Below are 17,390 nucleotides of genomic sequence, written 5' to 3'. Positions count from 1 at the left end.
CTTCTAAAGCGACACAACCTTGACCGCCTGCCCTTTAGCAGCCAAAGCGATCTTGCCTTCGCATAGCTTCAGCGCGTCTTCGCCGAATACTTCGAACCGCCAGCCAGACATCGCGGGCAAGTCGCGCTCGCCAGCGGCGATCTGATCCAGTTCAGAGCTGGTGGCGATCAGTTTAGCGGCTACGCCGGAGCTCTCTGTCTTGGATTTCAGAAGAACCCGCAGCAAGTCGGCCAATGCCGGGTTGACCTTCAGCTTATCGCGCGACGTATCGACCTTTGGCAGCTTATCCGCCGGGCAATTCACCCCGCGTTTTACAGCCGCCAAAATACCTTCGGCAATCGCGCCCTTTCTTGCCTCGCGCAGCAACAGCCGCGATCCGCCCAGATCCGAGGGCGTTTTGGGTTTGGTTGACGCCAATTCGATCAGTGCATCATCCTTGAAAACCCGATTCCGAGGAACGTTGTTTTCCTGCGCATAAGCTTCGCGGAACTGGGCCAATTCCCGCACCACGGCCAGGAACTTGGCCGAGTTTGTCCGCGTCTTTACCCGTTTCCAAGCCTCTTCCGGGCGGATGTCATAGGTGGTGGGTTGCGTCAACGTCCGCAGTTCTTCCCCTACCCAATGGCTGCGCTTTGTCTTTTCAAGTTCAGCCGCCAGGTGTTCATAAATCTTGCGAAGATGGGTGACATCAGCCAACGCATAAGATTTCTGCGCGTCTGTCAGCGGACGCCTAGACCAGTCCGTAAACCGAGAGGTCTTGTCGACGCCCTGTTTGCAGATTTTGCGCACCAATGTCTCATACCCGACTTGTTCACCAAAGCCGCAAACCATCGCTGCGACTTGTGTGTCGAACAAAGGATTGGGGAACACACCTGCCTCAACCCAGAAAATCTCAAGATCCTGTCGAGCGGCGTGGAATACCTTGACGACATCTTCGTTGCGGAACAGCTTGTACAGCGGTTCCAGCGATAGCTCATCAGCCAAGGGATCCACCAGAACCGCGCTGTCTTCGTCTTCGGAAGGGACCGCCAATTGCACGAGGCAGAGTTTGGAATAATACGTCCGCTCGCGCAGGAATTCAGTGTCGACAGTGATATAAGGATAGCTTGCGGCGGCCTTACAGAAGTCGGCCAGCTCTTGCGTCGTCGTCAGGGTTTTCATGCGCCGTACTAGTATCGCTCTTGGTTTTGTGACTGCCCGTTATTTTCTTCGTCCCGAGCGTTACCGACGACCATAGGCCGAATATCGGGCGGGTGTAAATCACCCAGAGCGGGTTCAGGGCAACAGGACGGGCGACCTGTTGCCTTCTGCGTAACGGCGCAACACTTCGGGGTAGAGCACATGCTCCTGAACCAGGACTCGCGCAGCCAGCGTATCCGGCGTGTCACCCTGCTCAACAGGCACACGAGCCTGGCCTAAAATCGGGCCATCATCCAGCGCTGCGGTGACTTCATGAACCGAGCAACCATGCTCGGCGTCCCCGGCCTCAATTGCACGAGCGTGCGTATGTAAGCCTTTGTACTTCGGCAACAAAGAAGGGTGGATGTTCAGCATCCGCCCCTGAAACCTGGACACAAAATCCCCCGTCAGCACGCGCATGAAACCCGCCAGACACACAATGTCCGGCTGTGCCTCTTGCAAGGGCTTCAAAAGCTCGGCCTCAAACGCGGCGCGGTCCCCTTTGAACGGGCGGTGATCGACCACTGCGGTCGGAATGCCACGGTCTGCAGCTTTTTTCAGCCCGCCCGCCTGCGCATCATTAGACAGCACCAAACAAGGCCGCGCCGGATGGTCACCGATCATGCTATCGACCAGCGACACCATGTTCGACCCGCCCCCGGAAATCAGGATCGCGACGCGCTTGTGGCTCACAGCAGTTTGCCCGAATAGGCAACGCCGGGCGTCTCAGTCACGGTGCCGATCCGTGCAACGGTCTCACCGGCGTCTTTTAGCAAGATCGACAGCTCATCCGCTTTGTCTGCTTCGCACACGACAATCAGGCCAACACCGCAATTGAAGGTCTTGAGCATTTCGGCTTCGACAATACCGCCAGTTTCCGCCATCCAGCGGAAGACGGGCGGCAATTGCCAGCTGTCCAGATCGATCTCGGCCCCCAACCCCTCGGGCAACACACGCGGCAGGTTTTCGGTCAGACCACCGCCTGTAATGTGCGCCAGCGCGTGAACACCACCGGCGCGGACAGCAGCCAACGCCGGTTTGACATAGAGGCGTGTGGGCGTGAGCAAAGCCTCACCCAAGGTGCCAGCGCTGAAGGGCGACGGCGCGTCCCAGCCCAGCCCAGACAGCTCAACCAGTTTACGCACCAGCGAATAACCGTTGGAATGCACCCCGTTCGAGGCCAGGCCCAGCAGCACATCACCCGACTGAACACCAGCGGGCAAATCCGCACCACGTTCCATCGCACCAACCGAGAACCCGGCCAGATCAAAGTCACCATCGGGATACATGCCCGGCATCTCAGCCGTCTCGCCCCCGATCAACGCACAGCCGGATTGCGCGCAACCCTCGGCAATGCCTTCGATGATCCGCGCTGCCGTGTCGGTATCCAGCTTTCCGGTGGCGAAATAGTCCAGGAAGAACAGCGGTTCGGCCCCCTGACAGATCAGGTCGTTGACGCACATGGCCACCAAATCAATGCCAACCCCATCCACAACGCCAGTATCAATTGCAATCCGCAGCTTGGTGCCCACGCCATCGGTTGCCCCAACCAGAATGGGATCCTGATACCCCGCTGCTTTCAGATCGAACAATGCGCCAAAGCCACCCAGCCCGCTCATCACGCCGGGGCGGTTGGTCCGTTTGGCGGCGGGCTTGATCCGATCGACCAGAGCATTGCCCGCGTCAATATCCACGCCTGCATCGGCATAGGTGATTCCGTTCTTACCCGCTGTCATGGTCGGTCCCTCATGAATGCTTTGCGGGCGGGTTAGTCGATTGTGCATCATGTTGCAACGGTCAGGCTTGACGCGGGCGTTCACCGTGATAGGCAAGACGCCGTGGCGGGCCTGTAGCTCAATTGGTTAGAGCAGAGCGCTCATAACGCTTTGGTTGCGGGTTCAAGTCCTGCCGGGCCTACCAAGATCACCGCTACGTTATTGTTTTATATAAATAATACACCGGCGGGGTACGATATGCGGCTCAAAATGAAGCAGCCACATATATAATGTACTACCCAACGAACTCAGTAGTTTTTATCGAATCCACCTCAAACCACCCTGGCCGTTTTTCCAGTGCCGGAATGTCATTTCTCTCCAGCCACTCTTTGATAGCCGCCCTATGGTTTTGGGGTTTCGCCACGCATCGGCGAGAACGCAGATCCACGAGCTGAGCTTTGTAATCTTGAATACCACTGGATTCTTCGATTCAACCCGTGGGCTTTTGCCCAAACATGCGCTGCCGCTTCCCAATCTGGAAGCGACCGTGACTAGGTCATGTTGACAAATGGCGGAGCCATATGCGGATTGACGTGATATCGACGAAGCCGAGGAAGCTTTCAGCAGTTTTGTCGTAACGTGTCGCGACACGGCGGGCATTCTTCAGCTTGTTGAAGCATCTCTCAACCAGGTTCCGTAGTCGATACAGTGGGCGATCAACACCGACGCGCTTCTTTCGCGACTTCCGCATTGGGATCACAGGTTGGATATATCGGCTGCGCATTTGGTCGCGAGTGCTGTCGGCATCGTACCCCTTGTCCGCCAGCAGTACTAAAGGTTCCGGCAGATTGTCGTCCATGATGAGATCGAAGCCAAGATAATCGGACGTCTGGCCAGGTGTGATGTCAGTTCTCATCGGCAGACCGACCGCATTCACCCGGAGATGGATCTTGGTCGTAAAGCCACCCTTTGAGCGACCAAAACCCTGTCGCGGAGTCCCCCTTTAGCGCCCGCTGCCTGATGATGGGCGCGAACCACGGTACTGTCGACCATTTGTAGGGCATCTGGAACGATCCTGCTCTCGATCAGCGCCTCCAGGATCTGTTCCCAGAGGCCGGCAAGTGTCCAACGCCGGAACTGTTGATAGACACTCGACCATTTCCCGAACTCATCAGGAAGGTCCCGCCACGGCGCGCCGGTACGTGCTATCCAGAAAACGCCGTCAAGAACAAGGCGGTGGTTGGTAGGTTTTCGCCCATTCGGGGCGCGAACGGAAAGAATGAACTGTTCAAAGAACGCCCACTCCTCGTCCGACATCAAATCTCGTGCCAAGCTGGTCTCCATCGCAGATGTTAGCTTGAATCATGCCCAAAGCCCGATGTGAATCCCTTTTGTCAACACGACCTAAACACTTTGCGGGGAATAATATGATGGACATTAAAAGTGTATTCACCCATGGATAAATGCCTTCTGGTTCAAATATTCTAGAGAATTAAGTCAGATATCAGAGCGTGCCGACACGGCAGCGAACAAGACCCCAGCCCTTGTCGACGCCCGCAGCTTTCAAACCGGCAACGAGATGGTCAGACAAAAACAAGAGCTTGGGTACCAGCGGATCAACCCAAATATCAGGACCATCCATTGCCTCCGGCACAACGACGAGTTCAGATTCGCGACTGCTTCTGGGCAGATACCGGATTCCGTTTCCGATGTTATCGAGAGGCGAACGAATATCACCTTCTGGCCCTAGAGCATCGTAGTTGCCCATGGAGCGTTTGTTGCCCACGTTCAGAAAATAATATGGCTCGGATGTGGTCAGATGGGACTCGGTCGAATCCATCAGCTTCAATGGGTGAAAAACAGTATTGCCCAGATCAAACTGCTCCAATACCGCCTTTGTGAATTCAGACACCAAGGGATAGCCACCGCCACTAATGAACGGTGCGGTGTAATATTCAGCTTTGGAGTTAAAGTACCAAACCTCGCCAACCTGTTCTTTTGTCAGGATATCCCCCCGCTTCCAACCAAGAGCGGACTCCTGAACCATCCTTTTTGACCATTCAACATGGTCCGCCGAGCGCTTTTCCCTCCAGCTTAACCCAAACTCCTTGCGAAGGATGGACTGGATCACACCGCTGCGATTCATTGTCGTCGCAATCCACACACAGGGCTCGCCATCTGTTTGTCTGGTTTAATTTGACATCGTTACCTCACTTCCTGTTGCGTGGTTTTAATTCTCGGACAGCATTATTCTTAAAGAGAATTTCTGAACCGTTGCATCCACGCTGTCACACTCAAACTGCCTATCAAAGCGGCGATCAAGTAGCGACTTCCATACCGTCACGGTTGTGGGGTGTTGGTATGGGTATTAGGTGACACATCCTAAGCCCAGCCCCACAATTCGGAGCAACCTGCGGCCTGTCTGCAAGTTAAACCTCGGGCGCTAGTATTTAAGAAACTCTTCTACACTATCAGCCAGCCACCAAGGACTCTGCGTTTCATAGAACGCGTGTGTCCCGGCTGAATTTGGCAGGTTTCGGATCGTGACCAGATAGTCTTCAAAGTCGATCGGAACGGACCAATGTGATGCGTCATACAGCATGGCCAAGTATTCGTCAGCAGTTGGTTCGAAATAGTCCTGATCCGGATCTGGCGGGCCATAAACTTTCGCAAACTCGGCCTGGAAGTAATCTAGAACATATGAGCAATAGATCACCTGATTTGCTCTGACCTGAACTGGAATTGGTGCGAATTCGTCTGCGTCTTCTTTGACAAAATGCTTTAACTCAAACGCCATACCCTGGATCACTTCTTCCTGCATCCAACTGCTGCAGGTGTCGCCAAGCGCAATGAAGCTGGCCATACGTTCGAATTTTCGGTCTTCGGCTTCCCGCGCGAATTGCGTAATCGGAACAAGAGCAAACAATGAAGTGACGGTAACGACTATTTTCTCGATATTGCTGAGAGCTGCTTTAATCATTTTCTCTGAACCCCACGTCGTTGGAAAACTGGGGTCAGAATGACATGCTTATACAAAAGCACAAAATTGCATGCATTTTTTAGCAACAAGGCGTGTTGCTATCGACCTATGATAATATCCGCGCAAAGACCGCCCAAACGCTCGCTTTTTGCCAGGCGCAATGTACCGCCATGCGCACGGGCAATGTCCGCCACAATCGCCAAACCAAGACCTACTCCGCTGCCCTTGTTCTGATTCCGTGCCGGATCAAGCCGCGTGAAAGGCTTGACCGCTTCGGTGCGTTCCTCGACTGGAATACCCGGGCCATCATCTTCGACACGGATACGCATGGACTTGGGATTCAGTGTCAAGCTGACGTCAGCCCGTGATCCATAGCGCACCGCATTTCCGATCAAATTTTCAACGGCCCTGCGAATGGCCATAGGGCGCAGCAGCACTGCCCCCTGCCCCTCAACCCCAATCAGCTCGGCCTGATGCCCGGCGCGTTTGGCATCCTCCACGATCTGGCGAATGAAAACATCTGGCTGCACCTCTTCTGGGGAGCCTTCCGCAGCTCCGCGCGTGAAATCCAGAAACGCGTCAAGCAGGGACTGCATTTCCGTCACATCCTGCTGCAAAGGCGCGGCCTCGTCTTCGGGCAGCATAGACAGTCCAAGTTTTAATCGCGTCAGCGGTGTGCGCAGATCATGGCTGACACCCGACAGCATTAGCGTCCGCTGTTCGATTTGACGTTCGATCCGGGCGCGCATGTCCAGGAACGCATTTCCTGCCGCACGAACCTCGATGGCGCCGCCGGGTGTATAGGGCACGACCCTTCCACGCCCAAAGGCCTGCGCCGCATCGGCCAGACGTGTGATCGGCCGCAATTGATTGCGCATATATAGAAAGGAAATCGAAGTCATGATCACGGCGAAAAATACCATTGTCACGATCAACTGATGCGGCGCGACTGGGGACAACCTGCGCCGATCAAAGGTCAGCTGCAATACCCCAAGATGTGTCTGCAAATACACCCGCGCTTCGCGACTTGTCGGCAAGGCGACAGCCACTAGATCGGGCAGGTTTGACTGAAGGTCGGACTGGACCTGTGGCGCGATGAAATCATACCAGCGCCGCGCCCCAATCATCGGTTCTTCGTTCACGTCAAGAAAACGCGCCTGCATTTCAAGGGCCCGCAAATCGGGGCGCACAACGGCCAGAGCGTCCTGCTGCGTTTCGGCATCGGCGATCATCGTCGTGATCAAAGTCACTTCGCGTGACGCCGCGCGGGTCATCTGCCCGGTAACGTCTTCCAGATGCTTTTGGATAAAGGCAATACCCACCACCAGCAGCAGCACGATCACCGGAAGAACCAGAATCAGGGCTGCCCGGGCGTAGAGGCTGCGAGGCAGATAGGGTTTGAGCCATTGCGAAGACATAGGCTAAACCTAGCGGGCCGTCCGGATAAGAGAAAGAGCACAGAATGCAGGCACCTGACGATTTCAACCCACCCGCAGGTGTTGCGGTCGATCTGCAACCCGGGTTGAGACGTATTCTGGCCCCGAATCCCTCAGCCATGACCTATCGTGGCACCAACACCTACTTGCTGGGAGACCGAGACATCGCGGTGATCGACCCTGGCCCCAAAGACGAGGCGCATCTGAACGCTATTCTGGATGCTCTGACTCCTGGGCAGAGAATCAGCCACATCATCGTGACGCACACGCATCTGGATCATTCACCGCTTGCCGCCCCACTGGCGAAGCGGACAGGCGCAGCGATCTATGCCTTCGGCGGACCAGAGGCCGGGCGAAGCGATGTCATGACCCGTTTGGTCGCGCAAGGTATGACAGGGGGCGGCGAAGGGATCGACACCACGTTTCGTCCTGATGTTGAGGTTGCAGACGGCGAAGTCATTGACGGAAATGACTGGCAGTTGGAGGTCATCCACACCCCGGGTCACTTGGGAAATCATATTGCGCTCGGCTGGCAGGACACCTGTTTCACAGCTGACCATGTGATGGGTTGGGCCAGTTCTTTGGTCTCACCCCCGGACGGAGATTTAACGGACTTCATGGCGGCCTGCGACCGCCTGCGCGCCCGCGCCTGGTCAGTTTTTCATGCAGGGCACGGCGCGCCAATCACAGACCCTGCCGGACGTCTGGATTGGTTGATCCAACACAGACAATCCCGTGAGGCACAGATTTTGGCGGCTCTGGAACAGGCAGATGGCACGGCCCGGCAGTTGGCCGAGCGTATCTATACCGAAACACCCGCCGCCCTGCTGCCCGCCGCGGAACGCAACGTCTTTGCGCACCTTGTTGATCTGAATGGGAAAAACAGGGTCCTTTCGCGCGGTAGAATGTTTGCCTCGGCGGTTTTTCATCGCGTCGCATAACAGGTCAAAATTTTTTCATGCTTCGCGCGCTTCCCCTCTGGACGCCGGGAATCCGGGTTGCTATACGCGCCTCAGTTCCGGCGTAGCTCAGCGGTAGAGCAGTTGACTGTTAATCAATTGGTCGTAGGTTCGATCCCTACCGCCGGAGCCAATAATCCTGACAATCCAAGCAGTTGACAAATAGATCGGTCGAGAGCCCGTACTTTCGTCCACTGCTATATCAGTATGCGTTTTCCGGCGCTCTTTGGATTATCCAATCAATTTCCACTTCAGTCGTCGCTTCAGGGTACCGTTAGCAGGCGAATAACCCGAATAAGGCGATCCGCCGGGATTTGCATGGGCTCTATCCTAAATATAGCCATGCGGCCGACAAGTTCTGGTGCATCTAGAAATTCTTCCGCTGCTTGCATTCGCGGTCGATCTCCATAGTCGTCAAAAAGAAGGGTCACGGGCCGTGTAATATTGAATGCGGTGGCCAAAGCACAGCCGACTCGAAACCGGCCATCGACGAGCACAACATCCGGATGCTTGAACCCCTCGCTCTGCCAGATTGACAAAGGATATCTGGGATACCGTCCTGATTTGTCTTGATTTGCCGGAAACCCCCATTTCTTGGTGTCACCGATATCAACCCAGGATATATTAACTTCGGTCCCGGTGTTGGGTGGGTTTTCGCGAAACCAGCGCCTCATTTTTCGGGTCCAGCTTCGGTCACTTTCTACGCTGAACACAGTTTTGTTTTGCATTTCTGAGGCCAAAACAGTCGATCCGCCAGAGCCGTATTCTAGAATCACAGAGGCCGCTTCGTAGTTTTCGCGCAGCACATTTTGCGCGTCTTCCGGCATGGTTAGAACAGGTTTTTCAAGTTCGTTCACTTTCAATGCGTTCTCCTGTTGAATTCCACGATTCAAGCCTAAAGTCCGACAGTTTCAGCGAGTGGGATCAACCGTACTAAGGCGGATTAACACGTATTCCCGTGCAAGTTTCGCTGTAGCGACCGCAACGAGACCTTTTTCGGGAACATGCTATGCCCAGACAGAAGCCACACCAGATTTTGGCGGCATGGCGCTCTTCAAAACACAAAAACGCGCAATTTGATAGCAGCATTTGCACAGTCTCAGCGCCGCCCTGATCCCTCCTGTTTGACAAGTTTTTGGACCCCGCTTTGTTGCTGCTGAATTTTTCGAAAAAACTTGCGGCCTGCACTGGACGACCGGGAATTCGATTGCTATACGGCGCGAACCGTTCCGGCGTAGCTCAGCGGTAGAGCAGTTGACTGTTAATCAATTGGTCGTAGGTTCGATCCCTACCGCCGGAGCCATCTTCTCCCTTAACTGAAGTTAACCCGTCAGGGCGTCTTCGAAATCCGCGCGCAGGTTGCGTTTCAGGACTTTCCCGGTTGCGTTCAGCGGCAGTGCATCGACAAAGACCACCTTGTCCGGGATTTGCCACTTGGCGATCTTTCCATCGAAGAAGCTCAGCAATTCGTCTTCGCTTGGGTCTGCCCCTTCAGCCTTTACAGCAACCAGCAGCGGCCTTTCGTCCCATTTCGGGTGCGGTACGCCCACCACGGCGGCGGTTGCAAGCTTGGGATGCGCGACTGCGATATTCTCAAGCTCAACGGAGCTGATCCATTCGCCGCCGGATTTGATAATGTCTTTGGATCTGTCGCGGATGGTCATATAGCCATCCGGGTCCAGCGTTGCGACGTCGCCGGTGGCAAACCAGCCGTCCCGAAGAAGCTGCTGATCTTGCAACATAAAATAGCTGTCCAGAACCCAATGCCCCCGTACCATCAGATCGCCCTGAGTTTCGCCGTCATGCGGCAGATCATTGCCATCATCATCGACGATTTTCAGCTCGACCCCAAAGGGCGGCCTGCCCTGACTCAGGCGGATTGCGTGCTGTTCTTGCAGTGGTAGCTCAAGATGCTTGGCCAGAGGGTAGTTTGTTGTGCCCAGCGGGCTCATCTCGCTCATGCCCCACGCATGAACCGTATCGACGCCATAGGTTTCGCGGAAGGTTTCGATCATCGAAGGCGGACAGGCCGCGCCCCCGATCACAGTTCGATCCAGGCTTTTCAACTCGGTCCCGCACTTGGCGGCATGGGCCAGCAAACCTTGCCAAATGGTCGGCACACCCATGGCCAGGGTCACACCATAGGTGTCGATCAGGTTGACCAGCGCCTCGCCGTGCAAATCCTGTCCCGGCAAGACCATCCGCGACCCCGACATGGCACAGGCATAGGGCGATCCCCAGGCGTTGACGTGGAACATCGGCACGACGGGCATGACGACGTCCATCGCAGAATAACCGATCACATCCTTTGTGTTCGACGCAAAGCTGTGCAGCAGGGTCGACCTGTGGGAATACAGCACGCCCTTGGGATTGCCCGTCGTGCCCGAGGTATAACACAGGCTTGATGCCGTGTTTTCATCCAGATCAGGCCATGTGAAGCCAGCATCTCCTGTTTCGATCAGTTCATCATAGAACACTAAACCGGGGATCTGTGACGCTGCCTCTTCATTGCGTGGGCCCATGAGGACAAAGTGCCTGACTTCGGTAAGCGCATCGTGCAGCGCTGCAACCAACGGGATGAATGTTGCATCAAAGAACAGCACACGATCCTGAGCGTGGTTGATGATATAGGTCAGTTGCTCGGGGAACAGGCGCGGATTGACCGTGTGGCAGACATAGCCAGCGCCGGAGGTTGCATAGTAAATCTCAAGATGCCGCCGGTTGTTCCAGGCCAGAGTTCCGATCCTGTCCTGTGGCTCTAATCCCAGTTTTGTTAGCGCTGATGCCAGGCGTCGGGCGTTCATCGCAATCTCAGACCAGTTGGTCTCGGAAATCGTACCGTCTGTTTCGACCGAGATTATCCCGGTTTGGCCGTGGTAGCGTTCTGCATGATCAATAAGTGACGAAATCAGCAGGGGCTGCGTCATCATCTGTCCCAGCATGGACATCCTCCCGTCGTTGGCGGGGTCTTAGATGACCCCTGCCTTATCCATCTGACATTAACAGCTAGGGGCGTGCCCCATTGCGTCAATCCAGTCGTTTCCTAGGAAGGAACCCTGCCAAGCATTTAATTGTCTGACAATAAAAGAATGCCACCCACTAGTGCAGCAGGCTGCGTTTTGGGGCGTTAATCCCGGTGTTTCAACGCATAGGCGACCAGCGCAGCGGTGGATGCGTCCTTGCCTTGGGCGCTTTCTTCACCGTCCACAATGGGGCCAAGCGACGTGGCCAGCTCCTTGCCCAGCTCCACCCCCCATTGATCGAAAGAGTTGATACCCAACAGCACACCTTCGACAAACACCCGGTGCTCATACAGGGCAACGATCTGACCCAGTACGAATGGTGTGAGTTTCTGATAAATCAGAGTGGTGGACGGACGATTGCCGGGGAAAACCCGATGTCGCGCCTGCCGCTCCAGTTCCGCACCTGTCAGCCCGTTTGCCGCCATGCGGTCTCGGGCTTCGTCCAGTGACCGGCCGCGCATAAGGGCTTCGGACTGCGCCAGACAATTGGCCAAAAGCAAGCGGTGATGATGGGTCAGCTCGGGTTCGTGCCCTTCGGCCGCAACCATGAATTCGCATGGGATAACGTCCGTACCCTGGTGAATCAGTTGGTAGAAGGCGTGCTGACCGTTCGTGCCCGGTTCCCCCCAGACCACAGGGCCCGACGGAACAGTCAGGGAAGAACCATCCATCGCCACCGATTTGCCGTTCGATTCCATTTCCAACTGTTGGAAATAGGCTGGCAGCCGCAATAGCCGCTGATCATAGGGCAGCACGGCGCGGCTGGCATGGCCCAGAACCTGACGATGCCAGATACCGACCAGCGCCAGCATGACGGGCACGTTCTCAGCCCAATCCGCCGAGCGGAAATGCAGATCCATCGCCTGCCCACCACGCAGAAACGCGTCAAACGCGTTTGAGCCAACAGCGATCATGACCGGCAGGCCCACTGGCCCCCAGACCGAATAGCGCCCACCGACCCAATCGGCGAATCCAAAAACATGCGCCTCGGGAATGCCAAACGCCTGCGTCTTGTCCAATGCGCTGGATACGGCGGCAAACTGTCGGGACGGATCGCCTCCGCCTTCGGACATCCAGGCGCGGGCCGTGCGCGCATTGGTCATTGTCTCAATGGTCGTGAAGGTTTTCGAGGCGACAATCACCAAAGTCCGTGCCGGATCCAACTGACGCAGCGTGTCAGCGATATGCGCACCATCCACGTTCGAGACGTAATGCAGGCGCGGCCCGTCATGATACGGAGCCATCGCGTGTGTGGCCATGACCGGGCCAAGATCCGACCCACCAATGCCGATATTGACCACATCGGTAAAGCTGCCCCCTGCCCCCGCAATCGCACCACCGCGCACTTCCTCGGCGAAAACCCGCATCCGTTGCAACGTGTCCAGAACCTCGGGCATGACGTCCTGACCATCCACTTCGACCGGGCCACCGTCCAGATTGCGCAACGCTGTGTGCAGCACTGCGCGCCCTTCAGTTTCGTTGATCTTTTCGCCCGCAAACATCGCATCGCGCCGCGCCGAAAGACCGGCGTCTTCGCACAGTTGGATCAGCCCCGCGCGCACGCTTTCGTCGATCTGCGTCTTGGAGTAATCAAAATGCATATCCCCGGCCGAAGCTGAAAATTCCACAGCCCTGTTCGCGTCCGCCTCAAACAGGTCCAAGATACGGCGGTCCGCGTCTGCCAATGCCTTCAAAGCGTCCAGTTGCATGTGTTCACTCCGACCAATGGACAGTCATACCGCTCAGCACAGCGGCGATTGGTGCGTCTTCCGGTGGCAGCGACATGACTTTTTCCAACGCGTCGCGCTTGGTCTGACCGTAGATAATCAGGTGCTTGGACAATGCCCCATCCAGGACCGGCGCGGTCAGGGAAATGCGCGCCTCGGGCTGCACCTCGGTGCGCGCGACGGTTAATGTAGGCGCATCACTGCCCAATGCCTGAGCCAGCCCTTCCATACCCGGAAACAACGAAGCCGTATGCATGTCATCACCCATTCCAAGAACCAGAACCGACAACGGCAACACCGGCGCAATCAGAGATTCGATTTCGGGCAACGCCGCCTCGGGTTCCGCACCGGGTACATAGAGCGGAATGTAATGCGCAACAGACGCCCGGTTCGTCAGCAGTCTTTCGCGAATCAGACGCTCGTTGGAACGCTCGTGATCGGCAGGTACACACCGTTCATCTGTTGGCAAAACTCGCACACGGTCCCACGCCACGTCCGCTGCACAAAGGCTGTCAAACACTGGCCCCGGCGTTGTCCCACCGGGAACGGCCAGCGCAACAGTGTCATGATGCAACAATGCAGCCTCCAGATCGCCCGCCAAAGCATTTGCCACGTCGATGGCCAGCATTTCGCGGTCTGCATATTCCTGAATATTCATGGCTTGATTCCTTGCCAACGGCGACCATCTCGTTTCATCAGCAGCTCGGCGTCGCCCGGCCCTGTGCTGCCGCTGTCATAAGGTTTCGGCACGTCGCCGCGCGCCAGCCAGCCAGCGATGATTGGATCGGTCCAGGCCCAGGCGGCCTCGACCTCGTCCCCGCGCATGAACAGCGTCTGGTTGCCCCGGATCACATCCATCACCAACCGTTCGTAAGCATCTGGCGGGTCCTGATTTTCGGGTCCCAAGGCTTCGGCAAAGCTCATGTCCAGTGGGACATCGACCAGACGCATCCCACCCGGCCCCGGTTCCTTGATCGTCACCTTCAGGGTGATCCCTTCATTGGGTTGCAAACGGATCGACAATGCATTGGCGTGCCGTCCGGCTTCTTCCCCGAAGATCGAATGCGGCGCGTCCTTGAACATCACATTGATCACCGAAGACCGCGCCACCAACCGCTTACCCGTGCGCAGATAGAACGGCGTCCCGGCCCACCGCCAGTTGCTGATGTGGGCCTTCAACGCCACATAGCTTTCGGTGGTTGAACGCGGATTGCCAACGCAGTCTCGGTATCCCGGACCCTCGGGCCCTGCAGCGAACTGGCCGCGCACAATGTGATGCGGCTCTACCTGGTCAAGCGCCCGGATTACCTTGAGTTTCTCGTCGCGCACCGCGTCGGGATCAAATTTGGCCGGAGGTTCCATCGCGATCAGGCAGAGCAATTGCATCAGGTGGTTCTGCACCATGTCCCGCATTGCGCCTGCGCGCTCGTAATACTCCTCACGCCCGGAAATCCCCACGGTTTCAGCAACCGTGATTTGAATGTGGTCGACATATTGGCTGTTCCACAAGGGTTCGAACAGCATGTTGCCAAAGCGCACAGCCATCAGGTTCTGCACGGTTTCCTTGCCCAGATAATGGTCGATCCGGTAAATCTGGCTCTCGTCGAAATGTGCAGCCAGCGTGGCATTCAGGGCCCGCGCACTGTCCAGATCATGGCCAAACGGTTTTTCCACCACGATGCGGGTGTCGTCCGTCGCCAGATTATGCGCCCTGACCCGCTCGGCCAGCGGGCCGAACAAACTTGGACCAACCGAGAAGTAGAACGCCCTTATGCGGTCCGATGACAGCTTTTGGCCCAGAACATCCCAGCCTTCTGCTGTCATTGCATCCAGAGGCACATAGTCAACCCGCTGCAGAAACCCGGTCAGCGCCCGGCTGTCCTGCGCCCGCTTCGGCGCATGTTGGCGCAAAGAATCGGCAACCATCTCGCGAAACTCTTCCGCAGTATGGTTCGCCCGGGCTGCTGCAAGGATTTTCGTGTCATCATGCCATTGCCCGGCACAGAACCTACGATACAGGGCAGGCAGAATTTTCCGCTGCGCCAGATCACCAGTGCCGCCGAAAATAATCAGATCAAAAGGATCAACAGGGATGACGCGTGAAACCATAAGCTGTCCTTAACCCGACCCAACTTGCATGTCCAATGTTAGCGCAACCAAAAATGAAAACTCAAAGATCATCAAAACTCTGTTAGAACCGCCGCGTCACCCTTACCAAATCCCCGACAACACGCTAGTTCGAACCAAAGATTTCAGCAAAAGCCGGACGCGGGAATGAAAGACAATGCCCCTCAGCTTGCCAATATCGGCAAGTTCCAAGACAAACTGGTGACAGCAGACGGGCAGACCCGCGCAACAGTTTCACTGACCCAGCCAGACACGCTTTGGTTTAACACAGGTACGCTGTGCAACATCGAATGCGTGAACTGCTATATCGCCAGCAGCCCGACCAATGATGCTTTGGTCTATCTGACCGCGGATGAAATCCGTGATTATCTGGACCAGATCGACGAGCGCAATTGGCCCGTGCGCGAGATCGGCTTTACCGGCGGCGAACCCTTCATGAACCCCGAGATGATCGAGATGACTCGTGCCGCGCTGGAACGTGGGTATGAGGTCTTGATTCTGACCAATGCGATGGCCCCGATGATGCGCCGCAAGATGCGAGAAGGATTGTTGGAGTTGCAGAGCAAATACAACGACAAGCTTACGCTGCGCATCTCAGTCGATCACTACCGCCCCGACCTGCATGATGAAGAGCGCGGCAAGGGCAGTTTCGACAAAACCGTTACCGGGATGGAGTGGTTGCGCGATCACGGTTTCAACATGGCGATCGCAGGCAGGTCGGTGTGGGGAGACACGGATGCAGAAAGCCGCGCTGGTTATGCTGCGTTCTTCGCCCGGCATGACTTTGACATCGACCCGAACAATCCAGCTCAGACCGTTCTATTCCCCGAGATGGACGAATCCGTGGAAGTGCCTGAAATTACGACGGCGTGCTGGGGAATTCTGGACAAATCCCCAAATGCGGTGATGTGTGCCAATTCGCGCATGGTGGTCAAACGCAAAGGTGCGGATCGCCCTGCCGTTCTGGCCTGCACGTTGCTGCCTTATGAGCCCGAATTCGAGATGGGGCACAGCCTGGCCGAAGCCGAGGCGGATGTTCACCTTAACCATCCCCACTGCGCCAAGTTTTGCGTTCTTGGCGGCGCAAGCTGCTCGGGTTGATCAGTTCAGTTCGGGCGACTTCCAGAACTTGGTGCCGGACGCACCTGCCGACACGCGCCATCCTTTTTTGCTGAGCACAAAGAAAGAGCGCCCATCGCTAAAGCGCACGGTTTCGCCCTTTTTGTCTTCTCCATACATGGCGCCGGTTTCAGCCGTCGCGTCATAGCCATGGAGAATGAAGTTGTCCAAATCTGAAGGGCTTTCGAACAGGATCACAAACTTGGTCTCAAAGCCGCCAATGCCAATGGCCGCGCCCACACCACCCGTGCCCATGTTCATATAGGTGTGCTGACCAGTGTCTTTTGAAACGGCCACACCGCGCCCATACCCTGCCGATATCGGAAACACCGAAATCTTGCGCGAGTCGAAGGCCGCATAACCTGCGCTGACGTCATAGAGTGACTGCGCTTCGGGGTTTTCGGCAAGCAACTGATCAAGGATTTCTCCTGCCATCACGTCCAGCTTGGCACGCGTTTCTTCCGGCGTTGCTTCGTTGGACAGCAAGTCCGACGTGGAATCGATGGTTTCATCGACGACCGCAGCGCCTTTGTTGACAGTATCACCGACGCTTTCCGCGCCGCGACCGATCGCTTCTGCGGTGTTTTCAGCACCCTTCTTTATCTTGTCCAGAACGCCTTCGGCACAAGCGGGACCACTTAGGCAAAGCGCCGCAGCAAAAAGAAAGGCTTTTGTCATGGTTTGTTTTCCTGTGGCAGCAACAGATTGGCCGTCACCTTACCCGACTTGCCTTAAATGAAAACGGGTAATTCAATGGTCAGTCAGGCATTACCGACCACTCAATTCACGCGAAACTCGCCAACCATGTTACGCCACTCACCCGGTGCAATCATCTTGCGGTGGGTGAATTTGACCGAATGCAGCGGACCTTCAATCTCTCGCTGCCAGAAATCGATGAATTCGAACAGTTTCGGATGATCCGGCGCCAGGTCGTAGTCCTGCCAGATGAACGTGTTTAGTACGTGGATATAGTCGGGCATATGGTAGAAGAATTCCGCCGTTGTCAGACCGTACCCCTTTAGCATCAATTCGGTTTCGCTTGGGTTCATGCGGACCTCTGGTTTGTTGCAAGGTCTCTTCAGGCTAGCACAGAAACCTTCTAATTCTTGGATAACAATATGTTAC

Annotated in this window: 16 protein-coding genes and 3 tRNA genes; 5 read left to right on the top strand and 14 right to left on the bottom strand. The window is 56.0% G+C overall.

Annotated features, from left to right (window positions below; genetic code table 11):
* Window positions 1-3 precede the first annotated feature (3 nt).
* The 3 genes from rnd to purM form a co-directional block, all read right to left on the bottom strand.
* Window positions 4-1,161 (bottom strand): ribonuclease D, encoded by a 1,158-nt coding sequence (gene rnd, locus I9187_RS12700; RefSeq protein ID WP_171173796.1) that lies wholly within the window; start codon window positions 1,159-1,161, stop codon window positions 4-6.
* A 114-nt stretch (window positions 1,162-1,275) separates the two neighbouring features.
* Complete coding sequence (gene purN / locus I9187_RS12695; RefSeq protein ID WP_171173794.1) at window positions 1,276-1,872, bottom strand: phosphoribosylglycinamide formyltransferase; 597 nt, start codon at window positions 1,870-1,872, stop codon at window positions 1,276-1,278.
* On the bottom strand, window positions 1,869-2,915 hold the full coding sequence (purM, locus tag I9187_RS12690) for a phosphoribosylformylglycinamidine cyclo-ligase (protein WP_209940211.1): 1,047 nt from the start codon (window positions 2,913-2,915) through the stop codon (window positions 1,869-1,871). Before purM ends, purN begins: the two co-directional genes overlap by 4 nt.
* Before the next feature lie 107 nt (window positions 2,916-3,022).
* On the opposite strand from purM, the gene I9187_RS12685 reads away from it, so the two are divergent.
* Window positions 3,023-3,099: transfer RNA gene (locus I9187_RS12685), tRNA-Ile, on the top strand.
* A gap of 351 nt (window positions 3,100-3,450) precedes the next feature.
* Here the strand turns inward: I9187_RS12685 and I9187_RS12680 are convergent.
* The 4 genes from I9187_RS12680 to I9187_RS12665 form a co-directional block, all read right to left on the bottom strand.
* Window positions 3,451-4,238 (bottom strand): IS5 family transposase gene (locus I9187_RS12680; protein ID WP_209940210.1). Its coding sequence is split into 2 segments (ribosomal slippage): window positions 3,451-3,899 and window positions 3,899-4,238, totalling 789 coding nucleotides; the frame shifts between segments, so codons are not numbered across the junction.
* A 160-nt stretch (window positions 4,239-4,398) separates the two neighbouring features.
* Window positions 4,399-5,040, bottom strand: a complete 642-nt coding sequence (locus I9187_RS12675; protein WP_171173790.1) for a DUF1629 domain-containing protein — start codon at window positions 5,038-5,040, stop codon at window positions 4,399-4,401.
* Window positions 5,041-5,337: 297 nt separating this feature from the next.
* Window positions 5,338-5,874, bottom strand: a complete 537-nt coding sequence (locus I9187_RS12670) for a hypothetical protein (RefSeq protein ID WP_171173788.1) — start codon at window positions 5,872-5,874, stop codon at window positions 5,338-5,340.
* Between the two features lie 98 nt (window positions 5,875-5,972).
* Window positions 5,973-7,292, bottom strand: a complete 1,320-nt coding sequence (locus I9187_RS12665) for an ATP-binding protein (protein WP_171237650.1) — start codon at window positions 7,290-7,292, stop codon at window positions 5,973-5,975.
* A 44-nt stretch (window positions 7,293-7,336) separates the two neighbouring features.
* On the opposite strand from I9187_RS12665, the gene I9187_RS12660 reads away from it, so the two are divergent.
* Both I9187_RS12660 and I9187_RS12655 read left to right on the top strand, forming a co-directional pair.
* A complete protein-coding gene (locus I9187_RS12660; protein WP_171173783.1) occupies window positions 7,337-8,251 on the top strand; it encodes an MBL fold metallo-hydrolase in 915 nt (304 codons plus the stop codon).
* A gap of 76 nt (window positions 8,252-8,327) precedes the next feature.
* A tRNA-Asn gene (locus tag I9187_RS12655) sits at window positions 8,328-8,402 on the top strand.
* Between the two features lie 130 nt (window positions 8,403-8,532).
* Here the strand turns inward: I9187_RS12655 and I9187_RS12650 are convergent.
* The gene (locus I9187_RS12650; protein ID WP_348540097.1) at window positions 8,533-9,126 is read right to left on the bottom strand and encodes a hypothetical protein; all 594 of its coding nucleotides are present in this window, start codon (window positions 9,124-9,126) and stop codon (window positions 8,533-8,535) included.
* Between the two features lie 371 nt (window positions 9,127-9,497).
* Between I9187_RS12650 and I9187_RS12645 the strand changes: the two genes are divergently transcribed.
* Window positions 9,498-9,572, top strand: a tRNA-Asn gene (locus I9187_RS12645).
* Between the two features lie 19 nt (window positions 9,573-9,591).
* On the opposite strand, the gene I9187_RS12640 is transcribed toward I9187_RS12645, so the two are convergent.
* From I9187_RS12640 to zwf, 4 genes are all read right to left on the bottom strand, one after another.
* Window positions 9,592-11,211 carry a long-chain-fatty-acid--CoA ligase gene (locus I9187_RS12640; RefSeq protein WP_171180048.1) on the bottom strand — a complete coding sequence of 540 codons (1,620 nt, stop codon included), beginning with the start codon at window positions 11,209-11,211 and terminating at the stop codon, window positions 9,592-9,594.
* A gap of 185 nt (window positions 11,212-11,396) precedes the next feature.
* Window positions 11,397-13,001: a glucose-6-phosphate isomerase gene (pgi, locus tag I9187_RS12635; RefSeq protein ID WP_171180046.1), complete on the bottom strand. Its 1,605-nt coding sequence runs from the start codon at window positions 12,999-13,001 to the stop codon at window positions 11,397-11,399.
* Between the two features lie 4 nt (window positions 13,002-13,005).
* On the bottom strand, window positions 13,006-13,677 hold the full coding sequence (gene pgl, locus I9187_RS12630; RefSeq protein WP_171180044.1) for a 6-phosphogluconolactonase: 672 nt from the start codon (window positions 13,675-13,677) through the stop codon (window positions 13,006-13,008).
* Window positions 13,674-15,128, bottom strand: a complete 1,455-nt coding sequence (zwf, locus tag I9187_RS12625; protein WP_171180041.1) for a glucose-6-phosphate dehydrogenase — start codon at window positions 15,126-15,128, stop codon at window positions 13,674-13,676. The genes pgl and zwf overlap by 4 nt, the downstream gene beginning before the upstream one ends.
* A gap of 165 nt (window positions 15,129-15,293) precedes the next feature.
* Between zwf and I9187_RS12620 the strand changes: the two genes are divergently transcribed.
* The gene (locus I9187_RS12620) at window positions 15,294-16,247 is read left to right on the top strand and encodes a radical SAM protein (RefSeq protein WP_171180039.1); all 954 of its coding nucleotides are present in this window, start codon (window positions 15,294-15,296) and stop codon (window positions 16,245-16,247) included.
* Here the strand turns inward: I9187_RS12620 and I9187_RS12615 are convergent, their stop codons facing one another.
* Together I9187_RS12615 and I9187_RS12610 are read right to left on the bottom strand one after the other, a co-directional pair.
* Window positions 16,248-16,943, bottom strand: a complete 696-nt coding sequence (locus I9187_RS12615; protein WP_209940209.1) for a hypothetical protein — start codon at window positions 16,941-16,943, stop codon at window positions 16,248-16,250.
* A gap of 101 nt (window positions 16,944-17,044) precedes the next feature.
* The gene (locus I9187_RS12610) at window positions 17,045-17,314 is read right to left on the bottom strand and encodes an usg protein (protein ID WP_171180035.1); all 270 of its coding nucleotides are present in this window, start codon (window positions 17,312-17,314) and stop codon (window positions 17,045-17,047) included.
* Window positions 17,315-17,390: the final 76 nt, after the last annotated feature.

Source organism: Ruegeria sp. HKCCE4148 (genome assembly GCF_017872495.1).
Taxonomy (GTDB): Bacteria; Pseudomonadota; Alphaproteobacteria; order Rhodobacterales; family Rhodobacteraceae; genus Ruegeria.
Note: the sequence above shows the minus strand (reverse complement) of the source record. Positions and strands in the feature narration are given on the sequence as shown.

Coding starts and splice junctions, on each gene's coding strand:
- pgi (WP_171180046.1), bottom strand. CDS start 13,001: ATGCAACTGGACGCTTTGAAGGCATTGGCAGACGCGGACCGCCGTATC.
- zwf (WP_171180041.1), bottom strand. CDS start 15,128: ATGGTTTCACGCGTCATCCCTGTTGATCCTTTTGATCTGATTATTTTC.
- I9187_RS12640 (WP_171180048.1), bottom strand. CDS start 11,211: ATGCTGGGACAGATGATGACGCAGCCCCTGCTGATTTCGTCACTTATT.
- rnd (WP_171173796.1), bottom strand. CDS start 1,161: ATGAAAACCCTGACGACGACGCAAGAGCTGGCCGACTTCTGTAAGGCC.
- purM (WP_209940211.1), bottom strand. CDS start 2,915: ATGACAGCGGGTAAGAACGGAATCACCTATGCCGATGCAGGCGTGGAT.
- I9187_RS12620 (WP_171180039.1), top strand. CDS start 15,294: ATGAAAGACAATGCCCCTCAGCTTGCCAATATCGGCAAGTTCCAAGAC.
- I9187_RS12665 (WP_171237650.1), bottom strand. CDS start 7,292: ATGTCTTCGCAATGGCTCAAACCCTATCTGCCTCGCAGCCTCTACGCC.
- I9187_RS12675 (WP_171173790.1), bottom strand. CDS start 5,040: ATGAATCGCAGCGGTGTGATCCAGTCCATCCTTCGCAAGGAGTTTGGG.
- pgl (WP_171180044.1), bottom strand. CDS start 13,677: ATGAATATTCAGGAATATGCAGACCGCGAAATGCTGGCCATCGACGTG.
- I9187_RS12660 (WP_171173783.1), top strand. CDS start 7,337: ATGCAGGCACCTGACGATTTCAACCCACCCGCAGGTGTTGCGGTCGAT.
- I9187_RS12670 (WP_171173788.1), bottom strand. CDS start 5,874: ATGATTAAAGCAGCTCTCAGCAATATCGAGAAAATAGTCGTTACCGTC.
- I9187_RS12610 (WP_171180035.1), bottom strand. CDS start 17,314: ATGAACCCAAGCGAAACCGAATTGATGCTAAAGGGGTACGGTCTGACA.
- I9187_RS12615 (WP_209940209.1), bottom strand. CDS start 16,943: ATGACAAAAGCCTTTCTTTTTGCTGCGGCGCTTTGCCTAAGTGGTCCC.